The sequence below is a fragment of the Vibrio algarum genome (assembly GCF_028204155.1).
Classification (GTDB): domain Bacteria; phylum Pseudomonadota; class Gammaproteobacteria; order Enterobacterales; family Vibrionaceae; genus Vibrio; species Vibrio algarum.
The window spans coordinates 1,343,242-1,364,302 of the sequence record NZ_JAQLOI010000003.1 but is presented as its reverse complement, the minus strand read 5'-3'; the positions used below and the strand labels follow the sequence as shown (position 1 = coordinate 1,364,302).

Below are 21,061 nucleotides of genomic sequence, written 5' to 3'. Positions count from 1 at the left end.
GGCAATAGAGTGATTTCAACCCAATGTAGACCTATAATCAATGAGGTTTACGCTATTAAAAGGAATAAACCGAATTACGTCCATTTAATTTATGGATAATCGATTACCTTTTATCCATATATGTAATAAAATGTCGCCGCTTTGTAACAACTGTTACTTCCATCAATAAAGTCTGCCAATAAGAGTTATAAATGAATAACAAAAGCCAACGCCCTCTCTACATCCCTTATGCTGGTCGTGCTCTACTAGAAGCACCTTTGCTCAATAAAGGTAACGCATTTAATAAAGACGAACGTGCTCTGTTTAATCTTGATGGTTTACTCCCTGAAGCGATTGAATCGATCGAAGAACAAGTAGAACGTGCTTACTTACAATATCAGAGCTTCGAATCTGATATGGACAAGCATATCTATTTACGAAATATTCAAGACACAAACGAGACTCTTTTTTACCGTCTCGTAGAGAACCACATTACCGAGATGATGCCTATTATCTACACACCTACGGTTGGTGCGGCATGCGAAAACTTCTCTAATATTTATCGCCGTGCTCGTGGACTCATCATCTCGTACCCGAACCGCGAACATATTGAAGACATGCTTAACAATGCTTCCCGTAACAACGTCAAAGTCATTGTGGTTACCGATGGTGAACGTATTCTCGGTTTAGGGGATCAAGGTATTGGTGGCATGGGTATCCCAATCGGTAAGTTATCTCTCTACACGGCATGTGGTGGGATCAGTCCAGCCTATTGCTTGCCCGTTGTGCTTGATGTTGGCACAAACAACCCGCAACGACTTTCAGATCCAATGTATATGGGCTGGCGTCACCCGCGAGTAAGTAAACAAGACTATAACGCGTTTGTTGACAATTTTATTCAGGCAGTAAAAAGCAGATGGCCAGAAGCGTTAATTCAGTTTGAAGATTTTGCTCAAAAAAATGCTATGCCTCTGCTTGAACGGTACAAAGATGAAGTCTGTTGCTTCAATGATGATATTCAAGGTACTGCGGCTGTTTCTGTGGGCTCACTTTTGGCGGCATGTAAAGCGGCTAAATCTAAGTTAAGTGAACAACGTATCGCCTTTTTGGGCGCTGGGTCTGCTGGTTGCGGTATCGCCGAAGCTATCATTGCTCAAATGGTATCTGAAGGGATCAGCGATGAGCAAGCTCGCTCGCAAGTATTTATGGTCGACCGTTGGGGTATTTTAACGGACGATATGCCAAACCTTTTAGATTTCCAGAAAAAACTCGTTCAGAAACGTGAAATCCTCAATGACTGGGAAACAGAAGGTAATGACGTTTCACTCTTTGAAGTGATGAAGAACGGAAAACCAACCGTGCTTATTGGTGTATCTGGTGCTCCTGGCCTATTTAGCGAAGACATCATTACTGAGATGCATAAGCACTGTAAACGTCCTATTGTTTTCCCATTATCAAACCCGACAAGCCGAGTTGAAGCCTTACCAGAAGATATTTTGCGATGGACAAACGGAGAAGCACTTGTCGCAACGGGCAGCCCATTTGACCCTGTTGTTATCGATAATAAAACCTACCCAATTGCGCAGTGTAACAATAGCTATATATTCCCGGGAATTGGATTAGGTGTATTATCAGCACGTGCTCGACGCGTAACTGACGAAATGCTTATGGAATCAAGCCGCGCTTTAGCAGAATGTTCGCCACTTGCGATCCATGGAAGTGGCGCTCTGTTACCGCCTCTAGAAGAGATTAGGGACGTTTCAGTTAAGATAGCCTTTGCTGTTGCTAAAAAAGCTATGGAGCAAGGTGTCGCTTCTCAGCGCACTGATGAAAGAATAATGCAAAAAATTAAAGAAAACTTCTGGACACCAGATTACCGCCCATATAAACGTTCTTCGTTCTAATCTGAGACAAAATGTCACTATAAGGCCGCCTCCTAAGAAGCGGCCTTTTCAATTTAATAGCTAGACAACATTCACTAAAACAGGTCTCTTCCGGCTTTATAGAGTCTTGAAATTCAATTTGTTCTCACAAGTCAAGACAACCATTCCAATTTCAAAAATCAACTATTGAAACGTATATCATACTGCTTTGAAGTACATAGAATTCTTTAAATCTAAGACCAAAAGGTTTGTCTTTTCTATGTTTTCAAAAAAATTCGTTTCATTTTATTTCTTACAATCGGGGTAGTTATTGGTTGGATAACTCTAGGGGGAACAGCTTCTATTCTACACTCCACATCTAACACTACTTTCTGTTTATCTTGTCACTCTATGCAAATCCCTTATGAAGAATATCAAGGATCCAAGCATTTCAACAATGCAAAAGGGATTCGGGCTGAATGTTCTGATTGTCATATACCAACTGATCCTATCGATTATATGATCACAAAAATTAAAGCATCGAAAGATATTTACCATGAATTTATTACCGGAAAAATAGACTCAGAAGAGAAGTACGAGCAACATCGATTAGCTATGGCGGAAGCTGTATGGGATCAAATGCGAGATAACGACTCTGCTACCTGTCGTTCCTGCCATGATTTTACTGCCATGGATCCGTATGAACAATCTGACAGTGCTGTAACCATGCACAAGTTCGGTAGCGAAAACAACCAAACGTGCATCGACTGTCATAAAGGTGTAGCACATTTCGCACCAGAAGCAGAAATGGACAATGAAGCCTACAGCCAACTAATTGACTTAACCGCTAAAACGTTAGCTAACGATACGTCCGTATACCCCATTGATTTCATTTCGATTGGTGACCTTGGCAACATAAACCCTACAGTAGAACTTAGTCTTATTTCAAACGATTCGGGTTTAAGAACGGTACAAATATCGGGTTATCAAATGCAAGGTGCAGAGCGAGTGCTTTATATGGACAAGGGCCAACGAGCAGTTATTGCGACCCTTTCATCAAAAGGGCAATCAGAACTCAATGTTGGTCAATATCAAGAAGATGATTATGGCAACTTCTGGCGAAGCGCAACGTTAACCGCAAAAACGGACGCACCTTTACTGAACACTATTCAGCCGATATGGGACTACGCAAAAGAGCTCGATAATGTCTATTGCGCTACCTGCCACGCCATTATTCAACCTCACCATTTTACAGTCAATGCATGGGGCCCTGTTGCAAAAGGCATGGGAGAAAGAACCGATATATCTGAACTTAACCTAGAAATACTCACTAAATATTTTCAAAGCCACGCCAAAGATGTGGTTGGACATTAAACAAAGGACAATGATATGAATGATTTTTCTCGCCGAGGATTTTTAAAAGGTTCCAGCATGGTGGCTGGTTCACTGGCTTTCAGCAGTTTTGTTCCGATGCACCTTATGGCTAAACCCAAAGGTTCAGGCATACTCACAGCCGGTCGAATGGGTGCAATGCTAGCGGAAGTTAAAGATGGTAAATTGCTTTCTACAGTGGGGGCATTGGCCAAAACCGTACCGAACAGCTTGCAATCTACAGGGCCTGACCAAGTTCACACCAAGGCTCGTATAAAATATCCAATGGTCCGTAAAAACTATTTAGATAATCCAACAGCACCAGCGGGTCAACGGGGTGATGATGAGTACATCCAAGTCACTTGGGATAAAGCATACAGCCTGATACACGAGCAGCATATGAGAATCCGTGAAAACTACGGCCCAGAATCTATTTTTGCTGGGTCATATGGTTGGCGTTCAAGTGGCGTACTACATAAAGCCCAAACCCTGCTTCAACGCTATATGGGAATGGCCGGTGGCTACTCGGGTCATCTTGGCGATTATTCGACTGGTGCGTCTCAAGTGATTATGCCTCATGTAATGGGCTCCATTGAAGTTTATGAGCAACAAACTACCCACCCCGTCATACTTGAAAGTAGCGACGTAGTCGTTTTGTGGGGAATGAATCCTATCAATACGCTTAAAATTGCCTGGTCTTCCACAGATGAATCCGGACTAGAATTCTTTCATCAACTTAAAAAATCAAACAAAACCGTCATCTGTATCGACCCGATGCGTTCAGAAACCATCGAGTTTTTCGGAGATAACGCCCAATGGATTGCCCCTAATCCAATGACTGACGTTGCGCTAATGCTCGGTATCGCCCATTCGTTAGTTGATACTAAGAAACACGACAAAGTATTTCTTAATAAATATACTCAAGGTTACGACAAATTCGAATCATATCTCCTTGGTAAAAAAGATGGTATCGCCAAAGATGCAGCGTGGGCCTCAAACATTACGGGTGTACCTAAAAAGCAGATCGAATTATTAGCCGATATCTTTAGTAAAAACCGAACCATGTTAATGAGTGGCTGGGGAATACAACGCCAGCAATATGGTGAACAGCGACACTGGATGCTAGCAACACTTGCTTCAATGTTAGGTCAAATCGGGCTACCTGGTGGCGGTTTTGGACTGTCTTACCACTATTCAAATGGTGGAAACCCAACACGTGATGCTGGTGTTCTTCCGGCTATTTCGTCATCTATTGGTGGTGGTTCTTCAGCAGGAAACGATTGGGCGGTATCTGGTGCAGTGAACGCATTCCCAGTTGCACGCATCGTAGAAGCGCTAGAAAACCCGGGGAAAAAATACACCACAATGGCCACGACATTACCTTTCCTGACATCAAGATGATCTGGTGGGCGGGTGGCGCACCATTTACTCACCACCAAGATACAAACCGCCTAATTAAAGCATGGCAAAAACCCGAACTTGTCGTGGTATCTGAAATCTATTGGACTGCTGCCGCCAAACACGCTGATATCGTCTTGCCGATTACAAGCTCATTTGAGCGCAATGATTTGACAATGACGGGAGACTATAGCAATCAACACCTTATACCAATGAAGCAAGTCGTGCCACCTCAGTTTGAAGCGCGCAATGACTTTGACGTTTTTGCTGATATGGCTGAGAGGCTTAAACCCGGTGGTCATGCTGCATTTACAGAAGGTAAGTCAGAAATGGAATGGCTAAAATCATTCTATGAAACCGCACAGAAAGGTGGTCGTTCAGCAAGAGTCCGTATGCCTAACTTTGGTCAGTTCTGGGATGCTAATCAGCTCATTGAAATGAAAATAAATAAAAAAGCTGCCCAGTTTGTTCGCCACGCTGATTTTCGTAAGGATCCTGTAATGAACCCTTTAGGTACCCCTTCTGGTAAAATTGAAATTTACTCTAAAACAATTGAAGGTTATGGCTTAGATGATTGTCCGCCTCACCCTACTTGGTTGGAACCTACGGAGTGGCTTGGAAAGGCTAAAGATGAAGAGTTACAACTCATGACAGCACACGCAGCCCATCGCCTGCATAGTCAATTTAACTACGCTTCAATCCGAGAAGAGTACGCAATTGCAAACCGTGAACCAATAAGCATTAACACAGAAGATGCAAAAAAACGTGGTATTGTAAACGGTGATCTTGTTCGTGCTTATAATGAACGTGGACAAGTTCTGGTGGGGGCGTTGGTTACTGACGGAATTAAAAGTGGTTCTGTTTGTATCCACGAAGGTGCCTGGCCCGATTTAGATAGAGACTCTAAGTTGTGCAAAAACGGTGGAGCGAATGTCCTTACTAATGATATTCCGACATCACGGCTGGCAAACGGATGTGCTGCAAACTCTTCGTTAGTAAAAATAGAAAAATACACGGGTAAAACACCAAACTTAACCGCATTTACACCGGTTAAAAACGGCTAAAAAACAATGCGTACTTATCCTCTAATGGTAAGTACGCATTATGTTGCGTAACATGCCATCACATTATTACGTTCAAGTTTTTGTTTTATAATATATATCTTGTTAACCCATTGACTCCTTTGCTCGAATTAGACTAGTGTAAAAACAATAAGTGCCACAAATACATTAAGTTAGTACTCATTGATGCCAGATATTAGAGCTTTAAAGTTAATCGCTTCTCGAACCATAACTAGCAAAGAAGATAGTGCTAGTTTAAAAATATTACAGATATATCTTGTTTGTATCGTCGTTTATTTAATGTTTGTGGTACCGCTTTCAAATAAAATTGTTGAAGTAAAAACACAAACATTATTGCAAGAAATAGAAAGCCAGTTTGATCACTACATTGAACAGTTTTCTTATTTATTAACCCCAAGTAGCTCAGGAAGATCATGCAAAGAGAATTTGCCCGACTTAAGAAAAAGCATCTTCAATTCAGATCGAGTAAAAGAAATCGGTATTTTCGACCAAAATGGTCAAATTTATTGCACTAGCAATAATGGAGACACCTCTTTTTATTTATACCAAACAATAATGAACAGGCTCGAAACAAGTTCAACGCATGCCACTCTCTCCTATACCAGAACAAAATTTAGCCGTACTAAAAGTATTGCGCTAATTTTCAGAAATGAAACGGGCCAAGGGTTAAGCATTCTCATTCCGCCGCGATATCTTATTCGACATATTAACCAAGCGCTGTCAGATAGCTCCGTAAATTACAGAATAGAGGTAATATCAAGAAATTTAAGCGAGCAGTTATTCGACGAAGGGATGACTCAATTCAAAGTTAAGTCTGACAAGTATCCACTGGCGTTAGACGTTAGTACCACTCTAAACTATTATATAATTCAGTTTTTTCACTATTGTTGGGTTCCCCTACTATTAGCGAGCTTAATCTCTATTTACTATATTTTAAGCCTCCATAACAAAAGAAATAACAACAGTTTAGAAAACTCATTACGATTCGCCATTTCTAACGACTACTTTGAGCTGCACTATCAACCTATCGTGAACCTCCAATCCGGTAATACTGTTGGTTGCGAATCACTTTTACGCTGGAAAGATCCTTCTCAGGGTTATATTTCTCCAGATATATTCATCCCATTAGCTGAAAAAGTAAATCTAATTGAAGACATCACTAAACTGGTATTAGGTAAAGTATCTCTCTTCCTAGTTGAAAATGCGTCACTCTTATCTTCTGTTTATATCAGTGTAAACATCAGTCGTAGTGTGATACTTAAGCCTTCATTTGTTACCTTTATAGATGAGTTAGTTAATACTCAACCGACCCTAGCAAGTAAAATCGTTCTTGAAATAACAGAAGACAACAACTTCTCTCAAAACGAATTAGGCACTCTCAAGATTCACCTAGATAAGTTATCTAAACACGGCTTTAGATTTGCAGTAGATGACTTTGGAACTGGTTATTCAGGATTAGATTTCATACGGCAGTTTCCCTTCGATTTTGTAAAAATTGACCGTGTTTTTGTTAAAAGTCTGTACGATGATTCGACCATAATTCCACTATTGAATTCAATGATGTCACTAGCGACCCAATTAAATATGAAAACAATCGTTGAAGGTGTAGAAGAAGCATCTCAACTTGAAATTCTAAATCGATTAGGTTTTGTTTACATACAAGGTTACTACTATTCAAAACCACTACCTCAAGAAGAATTGATAGCATTCCTCACATAACTTGTATACGAATTAACATAATGGCTTTAGCACATAAAAAAATAGAGAAGACAGAAACTATCTTCTCTACAAGTGGTACAGTTGAATAATTCAGAGGTGTTTTTAACGCCATCCATGGTTCTAACGTAACCAGCCACTACATCCTTAATAGCGACCTTTACACTCGATTTAAAGCCTCCTCCATGTTGAAGATACACAATCAGTATTTCTATAAATAGTTAGGGGTTCACCCAAGAAACTACAAAAGTAGTAACTAGTACTATTTGATAGAGTTACAAGATGGTATCATTTTTGGTCTTTGTATTATATGTGGTTGACTGAGTTGCAGCTCGACATCAACCAAAGAACTAACGAGATATTACATCTCAAATGAATTTACAACAAGAAACAAATCAATACAAACGAGATATATAAATTCCATTTGAGATCTTTATCCAAGAAAATAAGTTAAACAGTATGGGCGAGAGTAATAAAATTCCAGAACAAGCGTTCTTAAAGGGCCATGACTTTACAAACAACCTTAAAATGCTACTTGGTTGCAAAAACCTTCAGGAGCTTTCAAGCTTAACAGGTGTGCCAACATCAACGTTCAGTACATGGAATATGAAAAACAGAACGTCATTTGAGCTTATGATTAGAGTTCATTTGGCGTTTAACATACCGATGAAAGACATCTCTTTGGGCTATCAAATCCCAAATGGCGACAATGAGAGATTAAAAGTAGAAGAAAATTCGACTAGTTATCGTTTAGGCAACGAACTATCTACCTTGGCCCATAATAAAACTCCCGCAATATTAGAAAGTTATGAACTTAAAAATGGGCAATTAGTGGACCGACACGTAACATTATTTGATCCAGAGCTACTTCTCGATTTTAATGATGATAAATTAATGGTGGTCAAAGATCGCAATCAGCTGTTTATTATCGATACCTCATGTAATCAGGCCGTAAGCGGATTATATCTGATAAATATCGACGGTTTTCTATCATTAAACCAAATTCAACGTATACCAGGAAACAATATTGCTATCGCTTTTAATAATTCCACATTAAACGTAAGTGAGAATGATATTGCAGTCATTGGAAAGGTCGCTACTGAAGTTAAGCGTGTTCTGAATTAATTCGAGTTAACAATAATTGCTCGCTATTAGTTGAACGTTATCTTTTGTAGTCTAGTATAAGATTATGATTTTATTTTAATTAATGAGGAAGACATGCGAGTTGCAATACTGTTATTGATGTCGATTGCATTTCACTCTTTCTCTACTGAGGTAGTCCCAATACCGCTATCAAACCAAGAGAAATCCGAGTTGAGCTTATGGAGTGAACTTGCCCGTACATCCGTTAAGAAAAGGCTCTATTTATGTGAAGAGTGTTTTGGTCACTTAGTTACATTTAACGTATCACTAAGCAATAACGGGGAGGTTTTAGATATTCAATTGATAGAAAGCTCCGGAGAACCAGAACTAGAGCATTACGGAAGAGTAGCTATTGAACAAGCTCAACCATTTAGAGTCGATTTTTTGTCCGAAAGAACGCGTAAAAAAGTCCAGAACGTTCATATGACGATTGTTCCTGATGACTAATTTTCCTGATGGCAAATGCTCGTAACAACCAAACCAAATTTACTCATGTTAGTAACCATTAGAATTATTTGCTTGAAATATCCTTGTATTCCCCTTCGATAACCCTTTCTTGCCCTGCGTTAAAACTTGATTTATTGAAGTCTTTCTGCAGTTTTTTACCAGTTATAAATGCCATAATCATCAATGGGATCGCCATCAACAAGCTAAATACTAATGCGAATAAACCAAGGGTAACAGCAGAAACAGCAACTAAAAATCTCTTCATATAAAACCTCATCATGGTGTGTTACAAAATATAGAGTATTAGATTATAAATTAGCCTATATCGAAAGATGCCAATTCCATGTCAATTTTATTTTATTAATGTCATAAACATTGAAGAGCCACTGAGTAACAGTGAAACAACCTGATAGGCACGATAGTAAATACATTAACGATATTTATCGTAAATCGCTTCAATAGAGCCTTCTTCTTTAAGTTTACCAATCGCCTTATTGAATCGACTAACCGCCTCTTCCTTTGTTGGATGAAAACGTATCATCATATCTAATGAATCATAAGGCTTACTTAAAACTATTTTACCTTGTAAATTCTGATGCTTAATCTGATATAAGGCGAAGTCTTTGTTGATGAGAGCCTGAGAAAGGCGACCCGCAACTAATAGTTGGATTAACTTATTTTCATTTTTTACAGGATAAGCACCAATACGTCCATCTTCAACGTAAGGTGAATATTTCGGATAATAGTATCCTTTTACAACACCTATTGTTTGCCCAAATAAATCTTCCTGAGAATTTACTTGTTTGTAAGCTTCTTTATTAAACAGAAGAACTTCGTCAGCAACAACAAAAGGGACACTATATATGCCGGGTACACTAGAATCTCCTCGGTAGGCTGGATTAGTCATTGGTTCTATATGAATTTCGCCAGTTTCAAATAGATAAAGGGCACGATTAAAGGGAACCCGCACATACTCTATAGTATCTCCTGTTTCCTGAGATAAGGCTTTGAATATGTCTTTTATTGTCCCAGTTCGATCGTCTCCTTCATCAAAAAAGTATGGCGGAAAAGAACCTGTATGGAGCATTACGCGTAACGTATCGGCTACGCTAATGTTAGATAAAGTAGAAGCCAATATTATGAGGGCCAATTTAAAATTAATTCGCATAATTTTTATTGCATTCCTTTGGCATAAATAGATGAGTATTGATGAAACTATAGTTTATACAACCCTCCAAGTAGATCAAATGACTTTGGTCATTAAGATGCGCTTTATCAATACCTTCGCTCGAATTTTAGGAAATCGTTCAATCTATATAGTCATAAACACAGAAACGTTTTACTTTAATCCTTTTTATGCCTTGAATAACTGAAATAATGGTGTTGTTAACATGAAAATAGAATCATTGCTTCGCCGGGATTATTAATTCAATGATCAGGTTGTACCCTGTAATATTAAAAAAGGCCTAGAACGTTTCTAGACCTTTAGAATTAACTGATTTCAATATGTTTGGGTTCTGATTTGGTTGGTTCGACCTTAGGAACCACCACAACAAGAACTCCGTCTGTGAATTCAGCATAGATATCCTGAGGCTGAACGTTGTCACTCAATGTAAAGCTACGAACTATTTTACCTTCATAGCGTTCTTTGTGAATGACTTTGTCATTGTCAGTATCTTCGTCACTTTGAATTGTTGATGCTGACAGTGTTAGCATCCCATCTTCATAAGTAATAGAAATGTCTTTCTTATCCACTCCTGGAAGGTCAGCAATGATCTCAAATGCTGTTTCTTTATCCAAGATATCAACTTTGGGTGAAAATACACCAGCTTCCCATTTTGGTCTCATCGCTGGAAATGTATGATCGAACATTTGGCTGAAATCCCTCCAAGAGTCACCAGGAATTACGCTCATAATAACCTCCATGTCGACTATTCCCACTAATAAGCTTAGCTCAATTGGTAGCAACTAGAATCTAATTGTCACTGTGCTTGATTTCGATCAAATTAGAAATAAAAGTGGAAAGTAACTCAAAAAAGCAGCCGTCTACCTACGGCTTCACATGTTGAATAACATTGCCAACGGTACCAGCATTAATCACGTTGTATCCCTGTTTTTTAAGCCAAACACATGCGCTGCTTGAACGCATACCAGATGCACAGAAAACAAGTAAAGTTTTATTTTTGTTTAACCCTTTAGTATTGCCCGTAATCAACGATTGCACTGGTATATTTAAACTATCTGGAACATTGAATCCAGCAAACTCAGCCTCTGTTCTCACGTCAAGCAATTGCGTTTCTTCTATATTCAACATTGCTAGCTGTTCTTTCACCTTATTCGCTTTAAATCTTCGGTAAAAGAAAAACAGAGCGAATAGTCCGATAATCAGTAGCCATTGTTCATTCATCGTCTGTACCTCTAAATAGTTCAAGTAATGGTCTAGTTAGCATTGTACACATGTAAATTAGCAACCGCTAATATTTATTTAAACGAGAGTTATGTGATAGCTAGAGCGAAATATTGAATTACCGTCGCCCCTGATCGAGTCTACTTTTGGAATTTCTTCGCGAGCACTTGGTCTAATTCAAGCCCGGTTAAATCATGAATAGTACGCCATAAATAGTAGAATACACCTAGCAGCATTGCTGTTGATGGTAGAGCAATCATTGGGTAGCTATACAAAGTCAATTGACCGAGCTCGGCATTGAACGCTGCGGTACCAGCAGGGCTCGTAACAATCCATTTAGCCAGTATGTAATTCATCGTCGCTGAAAAAGCAAAAGAGCAAGCAATAAGATACGTAGCGGTCATCAAACGGCTCTCAAAAGCAACAATACTTTTACGTTGCTGCAAGCGCTGTATGATGGTTTCCACATCCATAATGCTTGGGTTGAAAAGCAACGTTTTTACCAAAGGAGATGAAGTAAAAGTGGAGACTAAAACGGCAACACCTATCACCGCAGGAACAGCGGCTTCTTTAATCGCTAACCATTTGTTATCAAGCTCAAGCAGACCTATACCGCCAGTCAGTAAAACATTAACCAATCCCAATAAAGCAATAAAATTAAATTTTCTATATTTTATTAATTCAAAGAGTCCCCATCCTATGGGAAAGGCAAGAGCCACTATCAATCCACCACTCGGGCCCAGTTCATTTTCACCACTTAATTTCATTAGGATAAACGCAGGTAAAGCAATGCTGACCAAAAGGTCGACCATCGGGCGAGATTTATATGTCGGTGAACTATTCATTATTCTGTTGTACCAGCTAAAGTTAAAATGCTTATGATTAATTGTATCGAATGATAAAATAGTTAGATAGGTTTCTACTTACCCTTTATGTAAGAATTGATGTTTGAATTGTTTTAGGCTTCTGGACATGAGCCGTTAAATTGAATCATGTCCGGACGACTTCAACCCATTCACTATAGAGTCTTATTGCTATTTTATAATGTTCCCGCTCACCTAATAAAATGTTAAGATCCTCACATCAAAACTTGTTGTGGTAACGGGTCTGCACATACTTCAGGGCGCTTTCCCCTATTAATTAAACGTATTTATATGTTCCCCATTTTATAACCCACAAAAACAGAACCCAATATTAAGGTATATTAATCAAATGGTTAACAACGCAATTCAATGGTTTCCGGGCCATATGCACAAAGCTCGTAAAGAAATTGAAGAAGTCATTCCTCAAATCGATGTCATTATTGAAGTTCTTGATGCTCGTATTCCATTTAGTAGTGAAAACCCATTGATCTCGACACTACGAGGAGATAAGCCTTGTGTTAAAGTTTTGAATAAAAGAGACTTGTCTGATCCAGAACTCACTCAACTTTGGATTGATCACTTCGAAAAGGAGCAAGGTGTTAAGGCGATGGCTATTACTACGTCTAACCCTCAGGAAGTACTCAAGATCATGGAATTGTGCCGCAAATTGGCTCCTCACCGCGAAGATATGGGTAAGAATATCCGAACCATGATCATGGGGATTCCCAATGTAGGAAAATCCACCATTATAAATACCTTGGCTGGCAGAACTATTGCCCAAACAGGCAACCAACCCGCTGTAACTCGCCGCCAACAAAGAATTAACTTACAAAATGGTATCGTCCTATCGGACACTCCTGGAATTTTGTGGCCAAAAGTAGAGAACCCACACAGTGGATTTCGTCTTGCCGCAACCGGAGCAGTCAAAGACACGGCAATGGAATATGAAGAAGTCGCGTTTTATACCGTCGAATATCTAGCGAAGCAATACCCGAACCTTCTGAAAGAGCGTTACCAATTAGACGAGCTGTCAGATAGTGAAATAGAGTTGATGGAAGCCATTGGGTCAAAACGCGGTTGCTTACGTTCAGGCGGTCGAGTAGACCTTCACAAAGCGTCCGAGATATTATTGCATGAACTGCGTAATGGTACTTTAGGCCAGATCACCCTAGAGTTACCAGAAATGATCACCCAAGAGCTCATTGATGTGGAAATAGAAACCGCAAGAAAACAAGAAGCGCAAATAAAGAAAAAAGAAGAACGTCGTAAACGCTATTTACGTAACAAACGATAAGCAATTCTTGAAAAGTTGATCACATTCATCATGTGATCAACTTTTTCCAGTTAGTCGTCAATATCTGAAAGACCAAACAGCACCTTTTCTAATTCGTCCCAAGGTAGCAAAGCGCTATCAATCACTTCAATACGGCTTTCAAAACCACTCAATGTAAGCTCATTTACTGAAACTACGCCATTTGAGACATTATAAGCAAAACAACCTTTGTCAGTATTCACCACACCCTTCACTCGCTCTGCAGTCAATGCTGTTAGCATAGAAAACATTCCATCGAAATTGAACGTTATTTCAGCACCAAAAAGCCAACCACAGCTATGGTATCCCTGCCCCGTATTTTCTTTGCGTATATATTGGGCTCCTGGAGGGATTTCAAATTGAGGCTCTAAGCTCGCATGCTCATGATGATGAGCTTCAATCTGAGCTGACGCTGTCGCACCGTTTCGTTCGAGATCGAGTAACGAGAGTTCAAACTCACCATGATGAGTCAATGTATCTGCGATTTTTCTTGGTACTTGTTGAGCAAGCCAGTGATTAAATGCCGCTATATCGTCTTCAGAAATTTGGTCTACTTTATTTCCAACGACAATATCTGCGCTAGCCAGTTGATCATTAAAATTCTGGTTAGTCGTATAACGGTCGTCTGAAAAATAGCGAGGATCAACAAGCGCAATAGTTGCTTTTAGATCGACATAATTTTGATATTGTGCAGACGTCAATGTCGCAACGACCTGTTTAGGGTGACCAAGACCGGTAGGTTCGATTAGTAACCTATCCGGCCTCATTCGTAGTAACGCATTTATACCAACAGACATAGGGACGCCTGCGGTACAACACATACAACCACCGGGAACCTCTTTGATAAGTGCCCCACTGTCACTTAAAATCGCACCATCTATGCCTATTTCACCAAATTCATTCACTAATACAGCCCAAGATTCATTACTAGGCTTTCGTTTGAGCAAATTTAAAATAGCGGTTGTTTTTCCTGTACCTAAAAAACCAGTGATTATATTTGTTGGGACGCGTTTAGACATGGGCTACTCCTATATGAGAGAAAGGAGTATAGGGGATATGACAAGATTATAAAATGCAAAAAGGCGTACAACCTTTCGTACGCCTTCAACACCTCGTGACTCACTCGTGAGTATGCGTAATGGATATACTAACTTAAGTATTCCAATTGATTACGAGGACTAAATATTGTTCTATTGTTTCACTCAAATTGTATGCAAGACTTCAATTGCCTCCATGTGATTGGGTAACTCTTGTCTTACAACTTAAGTTTGGTCGATTTCACAAAAAACGCAAGAAAGCGTAGGTGAAAACTACAAAAATGTGATGTCAGTGTGCATTTTTATGGTCTACTAGTTCATAAGTTAGCTTTCGAGATATGGTACTATTGCGCACCTTGCATGCTGTTACAGTATACTAATCAATAGCTAACAAAAGAGATAAACCTTTAATTATGGCAAAACTGTCGCGGCCACTGCTTATTCCAAATTTTTTTCAAACCAAAGTGACTATTTTTCCGTAGTACTGCTTTCTGGAATTGTCGGAACGTTAGCAGGTATCATCGTTTCCTACTTCAACATTTTTATAAATTGGATCCTTGAATTTCGTATCTCTCTCATTGATATAGAAGCGCCTGATGAGTTTCTCATGCAGGCCTCTATCATTGTGTTTAGTGGAGCCGTTATGGCCGCGCTTGGCTTCTGGTTAACCTATCGATTCGCTCCTGAAGCAGAAGGCAGTGGCATTCCTCATATCGAAGGTGCCCTTGTGGGTGAACACGATATTCGTTGGCATCGCGTTTTACCGGTAAAATTCGTTGCAGCAACGTTAACTATAGGGTCTGGTATGATTTTAGGCCGTGGGGGCCCTTCCATTCAGCTCGGTGGGGCTGTCGGTAGAATGATCGCTAGCAAAGCGAGTAAATTTGAACATGCTCAACACATCCTTATTGCAGCTGGGTCTGCAGCCGGAATTGCAGCTGCATTCAACACACCATTAGCAGCCATACTGTTTGTAAATGAAGAAATGCGTAGACAGTTCACCTACAATTTCACTTCAATTAAATGTGTCACATTATCCGTCATTGCCGCAACTATCGTTATGGAATACCTTAACGGCCAGAATGCCATACTACTGATACCAAGTTTTGGTACGCCTGCTTTAAGTTCATTACCAACATTTGCAATACTAGGTATGATCTTCGGTATCGTGGGTGTCTATTTTAATAAATGGATACTACTAGCCACGAGTTGGTTTAAAAACTACCACGGAACCAACCTCACACGTTTAGTTTTGACGGGTGCGTTGTTCGGGGCAATATTTTCTGTACTCCATGTTACTTACCCAATTTTATCAGGTGGCAGCTTACCTGCTATCGCACAGTTGTTTTCGACACCAACACCATGGTTGGTCATGACGCTGTTTTTTGTTTTACGTATGTTGGGTACGATCGCTTGTTTTGGTACTGGCGCACCTGGTGGGATATTCGCGCCAATTCTAACGTTGGGTACTTTTTTAGGGTTAACCTATGGAGTACTGATACTCGATATTATCCCAAATTATTCAACTGATGCCGCTATCTATGCCGTTGCAGGAATGGGGGCACTAATAGCAGCTAGCCTACGAACTCCGCTAACAGGCGTTGTCTTAGTTGTTGAAATTTCCAATAATTACCAACTAATACTGCCTATAATGGTGACCTGTTTTGGTGCGACATTCATCGCTCAAGCTATAGGCGGTCAACCTTTATATGCATCTCTATTAGAACTAAAACATAAAAACTGGAAGATCTGATATCTTAAATGCTAAAAAGACTATAGTGGCGCGAACATATCTTGTTCTAGCATGAGCAGCTTCTTTTTAGCCTCTAGTCCACCAGCATACCCAACAAGCTGTCCGTTACTGCCGATAATACGGTGGCAAGGTATGATAATGGACAGTGCATTAGCTCCATTTGCATTTGCAACCGCTCTAACTGCATTTTCATGACCAATCCCTTGGGCAAGCTCTAAATAGGTTGAAGTATTACCAAACGGAACCAAGGCAAGTTGCTGCCAAACCTTTTGTTGAAAATCGGTGCCAACAAATAGTAACGGTAAGTCAAAATCACGCCTTTCTGAATTAAAAAACTGCTCTAATTGATTTCGTACCGTCTGCAAAACAACATTGTCTTTTTCCAAATATTGAGCTTGAAGCTTACTGGTAATTCTTTTATCGATGGCACTTCGCATTTTCCGGTAACGCCAATCACAGATACAAAGTTGCTCGTCGTAACTACCTAAAATGAGTTCTCCAAACGGAGATTTATAATATTGAATTTCGATAAACTTCATACAAAACCTTTTTTCTTTCGCAGAATCGGATACTCACACACGAGTAACTCAGCAAATCATAGTACTGTATGTTTATACATGCCAACATAATGAGTGAGTATATAATCAATAAGGAGACTAAATTAATGAAGTGTAAAATCGATAAGGTAAAGGGGAAGAGAATAGTAAAAAATTGTTTGATGTCCTTTCTAGTCGTACTGGCGTTAGATTAGAAAGGACTATCCTTATTTAATTCATGACATATTTCAACAATAGCAAGCGCAAGACTAGATTTGATAACTTGTTGTTGTCTCATTTGTTGTAACTGATAAAACTCAAGACCTACATCACCATCTGGCTCCATTATTTCGAACTGTACCGTTCCCATTTTTTGGATAAGCCTTAGCTTTTGAATCGACTCTAAAACATCAGGAGTAGTAAATTCAAGATCAGATAAATCGGCGTTAAGCTTGTTCTGAAGCTTAATGATGTCTTCAATGTCATGATATATCGCATCGGGTATAACTCCTAAGCCAAATAACAGCTTAAGCCTTACACTAACGTCACCCAACGGCCCTGTATCTTGAAGAAGTGGTCCCACAACAGATTGCACTGCAAAGTTATCTTTTCTAAAGATACGTTGCATGAGCCCTTCAACCGCTTCATTGAACACACTTACTGCAACGACAATAAAAGCCCTTACCGATGTGGTACTGTTTAGTTTTTCAATTACTTCTGTTTCATCTACTGTGTCTGACATATTTTATCTTAACTACGTGTAACGCAAGGAAGAGCAACCGCTCTCCCTTGCATTATTACTTAAAGCTGAGCATACATCGTTTCGATTTGGGCTATTTCACTTCCCGCGATATCGAGGCCAGTATACTTAGCAAGAGTTGCCTTCACACCCTCATCACTTAGTGATGCTTGCAGCTCTTCAGCTTGGGGGTCTGAATTATTAGTGTATTTAAGCGCTGCTGCAACCCCTTTAAGCAAAGTTTTGTTTTCAATGCCGTATTCAATGGTACCTAGGAGTGGTTTTATTAAACGATCACCCGCCCCAAGCTTACGAATCGGCTGACGACCTACACGGTCAACTTCATCTATAAGATAAGGATTAGCAAAACGTCCTAAGATTTTTTCGATATATGCAGCATGAGCAGCAGGATCAAATTGGTAGCGACGAATAAGAACTTCACCGCTCTCTTCCATAGCTTGCTTCACTTCTGCTCTAATTGCCGGATCTTCAATCGCTTCACGAATAGTGTTCAAACCAGCAAGACAACCTAAGTAAGCGGTAACACAGTGACCCGTATTCAGAGTGAACAATTTACGTTCAACAAATGCCATCAAATTGTCTGTGCGTTCCATTCCTGGGATATCAGGAATTTCACCTTTGAACTGAGTTTCATCAACAATCCATTCGCTGAATGTTTCTACTGTCACTGCTAAAAGATCGGTTTCACCTTCTTCAGCAGGTGGAACTATACGGTCAACGGCAGAATCAACAAAACCAACCAATTCTTCAACTTGAGGTTTTAATTCATCGCTAAGTTTTTCAAATACCGCTTCTTTTAACTGTGAAGTACCACGAACCATGTTTTCACATGCAATGATGTTAAGCGGTGAGGTTATACCCATATCGATACGTTTTTCTAAAGCTTGTGCAACCGTACCCGCTATGATTTTTAAAACAGTTGGACCAACTGCTGTGGTTACGATATCAGAGCTTACGATTGCATCGATAATTTCAGGGCTAGTTGAGTTAAGCGCGGTAACTCCAGAAACAGTTTCTACTTTACAGTCGGCCCCTACAACCTTAACCGGATACTCTTTTCTTTCGATTAAAGCGTTTACGACTTCTTCATTAACATCGGCAAATGTAACTTCAACGCCTGCATCTGCTAATAACTTACCAATAAAACCACGACCTATATTACCTGCGCCAAAATGTAGTGCTTTCATAATGTGTATTCCAAAAAAATAAAAGTTAGTAAAATCAAAATTGAGGTCGACCTAGGGGGGCCAAGGCCGACCTCATTCACTTCGCTTAGGAGCTATAACTCCGAAGGATTATTTCCCGTTTAGGATTCGAAGAACATCATCCGGATTTGATGTTGTCTTCAAACATTCAATCGCTTCTTCGTCATCAAGTGAATTCGTAATGGCCGTGATAACCTGTATATGTTCGTCACCCTGAGCCGCAATACCAATTACCATTATTGCTACATCATCTTCATCTTCACCCCACTGAATACCCTGTGGGAATTGACAAAACACGATGCCTGTCTTTTTAACATATTGCTTCGCTTCAATCGTACCGTGTGGAACAGCGATTGATTCACCTAAGTAAGTCGACACTAATTCTTCACGAGCTAGCATGCCAGCAACATATTCAGGTGCTACATTTCCTAATTTTACAAGTTGTTCACCAGCAAACTTGATTACTTCTTCTTTAGTTGATGCTTCCATTCCTAAAAAGATGTTCTCAGTTGTTAACTTTAGCGTTCCATCTTCACTAGAGTCTGCGTTTACTGGTGCATCAGGCTTTTTTACAGCGCCCTCTTGAGCCGCTACTAGCTCAGCAACCAAGTTGTCATATAGTGCATTATCTAAGAAGTTAGATAGTGAGATGTGCTTAGCAGAGCCTGCATGGTTACGAGCTCTATCAGTCAAATCTTTGTGTGTAACAACAATATCTACATCTTGTGGCAAGTTATTAATTGCTAGGTTTGTTACGTCGATATTAAGGTTTGCTGCTTCAACTTTTTTACGAAGAAGACTCGCACCCATCGCACTTGAACCCATACCTGCATCACATGCAACGATGATTTTAGTTACTGCAGCCATGTCGATTGCTGCACCTGCTGCGCCTTTAGAAGAAGACTTCATGTCTTTCATTTGGTTTGTTGCTTCTTCAAGTGACTCGTCATCATCAGTTTGCTTTTGAGTTTTCATCAGTAAAGATGCAACGAAGAAAGAAACAGCAGCTGAAGAGATTACAGAAAGAATCACACCAACAAACGCGGCTTTCGGCGTCATTAACAATACTGCGAAGATTGAGCCAGGAGATGCTGGAGATACAAGACCAGAATCAAACAATACGTTTACGAATACACCCGTTGCGCCACCAGCGATAACTGCAAGGATTAGACGAGGGTTCATCAGTACGTATGGGAAATAAATTTCGTGAATACCACCTAAGAAGTGGATGATAGAAGCACCAGCTGCTGATTGCTTCGCTGCACCTTTACCAAATGCCATATAAGCCAATAGAAGACCTAAACCAGGACCTGGGTTAGCTTCGATTAGGAAGAAGATAGAACGACCAGCTTCTTCTGCTTGTTGGATTCCAAGTGGTGAGAAGATACCGTGGTTAATAGCATTGTTTAAGAAAAGGATTTTCGCTGGTTCAACAAAAATAGAAGTAAGAGGTAGTATACCTGTTTCAACCAGCACGTTTACGCCTGAAGCCATACCTGTAGATAGAGCTTTAACAGCAGGACCAACAACTACGTAAGCAAGAATCGCACAAATCATACCAATGATGCCGGCAGAGAAGTTATTAACTAACATCTCAAAACCACTTTTCACTTTACCGTGAACAGCTGCATCGAATTTCTTAATTGCAACAGCACCTAATGGACCAACAATCATTGCACCCATGAACATTGGAATGTCTGTACCAACGATAACACCCATTGTTGTCACAGCACCAACGACAGCACCACGCTCACCCGCAACCATTTTACCACCGGTATAACCGATTAGTAGAGGTAGCAAGTAAGTAATCATTGGACCAACCATTGAAGACAATGTCTCGTTTGGAATCCAACCTGTTGGAATAAATAGAGCAGTAATAAAACCCCAAGCGATAAATGCACCAATGTTCGGCATTACCATGTTGGAGAGAAAACGGCCAAAATTTTGTACCTTGACCTTCGCTTCTGGTGATAACATAAGAGTTCCCCGTTCGATGTTCTAAAAGTTTGTGGTTTCGGTTCGCTAAAACCGACTATTGTTTCGACACAATAAATTTACCACATAATTTAACTTTAGGATGTGGAACGGGTTTTTCGTGACATTAAACACAAAAAATAACAACAAACCGCGACTTGATGGGATGGAAATCACGAAAACGATATGTAATTTTACTACATTTAAGTTATTTTA

The 21,061-nt window shown here is 39.9% G+C and carries 16 protein-coding genes and 2 pseudogenes; 8 read left to right on the top strand and 10 right to left on the bottom strand.

Going from position 1 to position 21,061, the window contains the following annotated elements; genetic code table 11:
- Positions 1-191 precede the first annotated feature (191 nt).
- The 6 genes and pseudogenes from PGX00_RS21570 (at position 192) to PGX00_RS21545 (ending at position 8,998) form a co-directional block, all read left to right on the top strand.
- Positions 192-1,883, top strand: coding sequence for an NAD-dependent malic enzyme (locus PGX00_RS21570; RefSeq protein WP_272140447.1), 1,692 nt, complete (start codon positions 192-194; stop codon positions 1,881-1,883).
- 252 nt (positions 1,884-2,135) lie between these two features.
- Complete coding sequence (locus PGX00_RS21565; RefSeq protein WP_272140970.1) at positions 2,136-3,215, top strand: NapC/NirT family cytochrome c; 1,080 nt, start codon at positions 2,136-2,138, stop codon at positions 3,213-3,215.
- A 15-nt stretch (positions 3,216-3,230) separates the two neighbouring features.
- Positions 3,231-5,674, top strand: a pseudogene (locus PGX00_RS21560) (molybdopterin guanine dinucleotide-containing S/N-oxide reductase).
- 183 nt (positions 5,675-5,857) lie between these two features.
- Positions 5,858-7,411 (top strand): EAL domain-containing protein, encoded by a 1,554-nt coding sequence (locus PGX00_RS21555; RefSeq protein ID WP_272140445.1) that lies wholly within the window; start codon positions 5,858-5,860, stop codon positions 7,409-7,411.
- A 456-nt stretch (positions 7,412-7,867) separates the two neighbouring features.
- Positions 7,868-8,533, top strand: coding sequence for a helix-turn-helix domain-containing protein (locus PGX00_RS21550; protein WP_272140443.1), 666 nt, complete (start codon positions 7,868-7,870; stop codon positions 8,531-8,533).
- A gap of 93 nt (positions 8,534-8,626) precedes the next feature.
- Positions 8,627-8,998 (top strand): energy transducer TonB, encoded by a 372-nt coding sequence (locus PGX00_RS21545; protein ID WP_272140441.1) that lies wholly within the window; start codon positions 8,627-8,629, stop codon positions 8,996-8,998.
- A 64-nt stretch (positions 8,999-9,062) separates the two neighbouring features.
- On the opposite strand, the gene PGX00_RS21540 is transcribed toward PGX00_RS21545, so the two are convergent.
- From PGX00_RS21540 to PGX00_RS21520, 5 genes are all read right to left on the bottom strand, one after another.
- The gene (locus PGX00_RS21540; protein ID WP_272140439.1) at positions 9,063-9,263 is read right to left on the bottom strand and encodes a hypothetical protein; all 201 of its coding nucleotides are present in this window, start codon (positions 9,261-9,263) and stop codon (positions 9,063-9,065) included.
- A gap of 165 nt (positions 9,264-9,428) precedes the next feature.
- On the bottom strand, positions 9,429-10,166 hold the full coding sequence (locus tag PGX00_RS21535) for a substrate-binding periplasmic protein (protein ID WP_272140437.1): 738 nt from the start codon (positions 10,164-10,166) through the stop codon (positions 9,429-9,431).
- A gap of 323 nt (positions 10,167-10,489) precedes the next feature.
- A complete protein-coding gene (locus PGX00_RS21530) occupies positions 10,490-10,912 on the bottom strand; it encodes an Hsp20/alpha crystallin family protein (RefSeq protein ID WP_272140435.1) in 423 nt (140 codons plus the stop codon).
- Positions 10,913-11,048: 136 nt separating this feature from the next.
- Positions 11,049-11,405 (bottom strand): rhodanese-like domain-containing protein, encoded by a 357-nt coding sequence (locus PGX00_RS21525; RefSeq protein WP_272140433.1) that lies wholly within the window; start codon positions 11,403-11,405, stop codon positions 11,049-11,051.
- A gap of 140 nt (positions 11,406-11,545) precedes the next feature.
- Entirely contained in the window at positions 11,546-12,250 is a 705-nt protein-coding gene (locus PGX00_RS21520; protein WP_272140431.1) for a VC0807 family protein, read from the bottom strand.
- A 367-nt stretch (positions 12,251-12,617) separates the two neighbouring features.
- On the opposite strand from PGX00_RS21520, the gene ylqF reads away from it, so the two are divergent.
- Complete coding sequence (ylqF, locus tag PGX00_RS21515) at positions 12,618-13,562, top strand: ribosome biogenesis GTPase YlqF (RefSeq protein ID WP_272140429.1); 945 nt, start codon at positions 12,618-12,620, stop codon at positions 13,560-13,562.
- 50 nt (positions 13,563-13,612) lie between these two features.
- On the opposite strand, the gene PGX00_RS21510 is transcribed toward ylqF, so the two are convergent.
- Positions 13,613-14,599 carry a CobW family GTP-binding protein gene (locus PGX00_RS21510; RefSeq protein ID WP_272140427.1) on the bottom strand — a complete coding sequence of 329 codons (987 nt, stop codon included), beginning with the start codon at positions 14,597-14,599 and terminating at the stop codon, positions 13,613-13,615.
- A gap of 460 nt (positions 14,600-15,059) precedes the next feature.
- Here PGX00_RS21510 and clcA point away from each other — a divergent pair.
- A pseudogene (gene clcA / locus PGX00_RS21505) lies at positions 15,060-16,370 on the top strand (H(+)/Cl(-) exchange transporter ClcA); the annotation flags it as partial.
- Positions 16,371-16,390: 20 nt separating this feature from the next.
- Here the strand turns inward: clcA and PGX00_RS21500 are convergent.
- From PGX00_RS21500 to PGX00_RS21485, 4 genes are all read right to left on the bottom strand, one after another.
- Complete coding sequence (locus PGX00_RS21500; RefSeq protein WP_272140425.1) at positions 16,391-16,909, bottom strand: methylated-DNA--[protein]-cysteine S-methyltransferase; 519 nt, start codon at positions 16,907-16,909, stop codon at positions 16,391-16,393.
- A 208-nt stretch (positions 16,910-17,117) separates the two neighbouring features.
- Positions 17,118-17,648, bottom strand: coding sequence for an MltR family transcriptional regulator (locus tag PGX00_RS21495; RefSeq protein WP_272140423.1), 531 nt, complete (start codon positions 17,646-17,648; stop codon positions 17,118-17,120).
- 59 nt (positions 17,649-17,707) lie between these two features.
- On the bottom strand, positions 17,708-18,853 hold the full coding sequence (locus tag PGX00_RS21490) for a mannitol-1-phosphate 5-dehydrogenase (RefSeq protein WP_272140421.1): 1,146 nt from the start codon (positions 18,851-18,853) through the stop codon (positions 17,708-17,710).
- A 108-nt stretch (positions 18,854-18,961) separates the two neighbouring features.
- The gene (locus PGX00_RS21485; protein ID WP_272140419.1) at positions 18,962-20,848 is read right to left on the bottom strand and encodes a PTS mannitol transporter subunit IICBA; all 1,887 of its coding nucleotides are present in this window, start codon (positions 20,846-20,848) and stop codon (positions 18,962-18,964) included.
- Positions 20,849-21,061 lie beyond the last annotated feature (213 nt).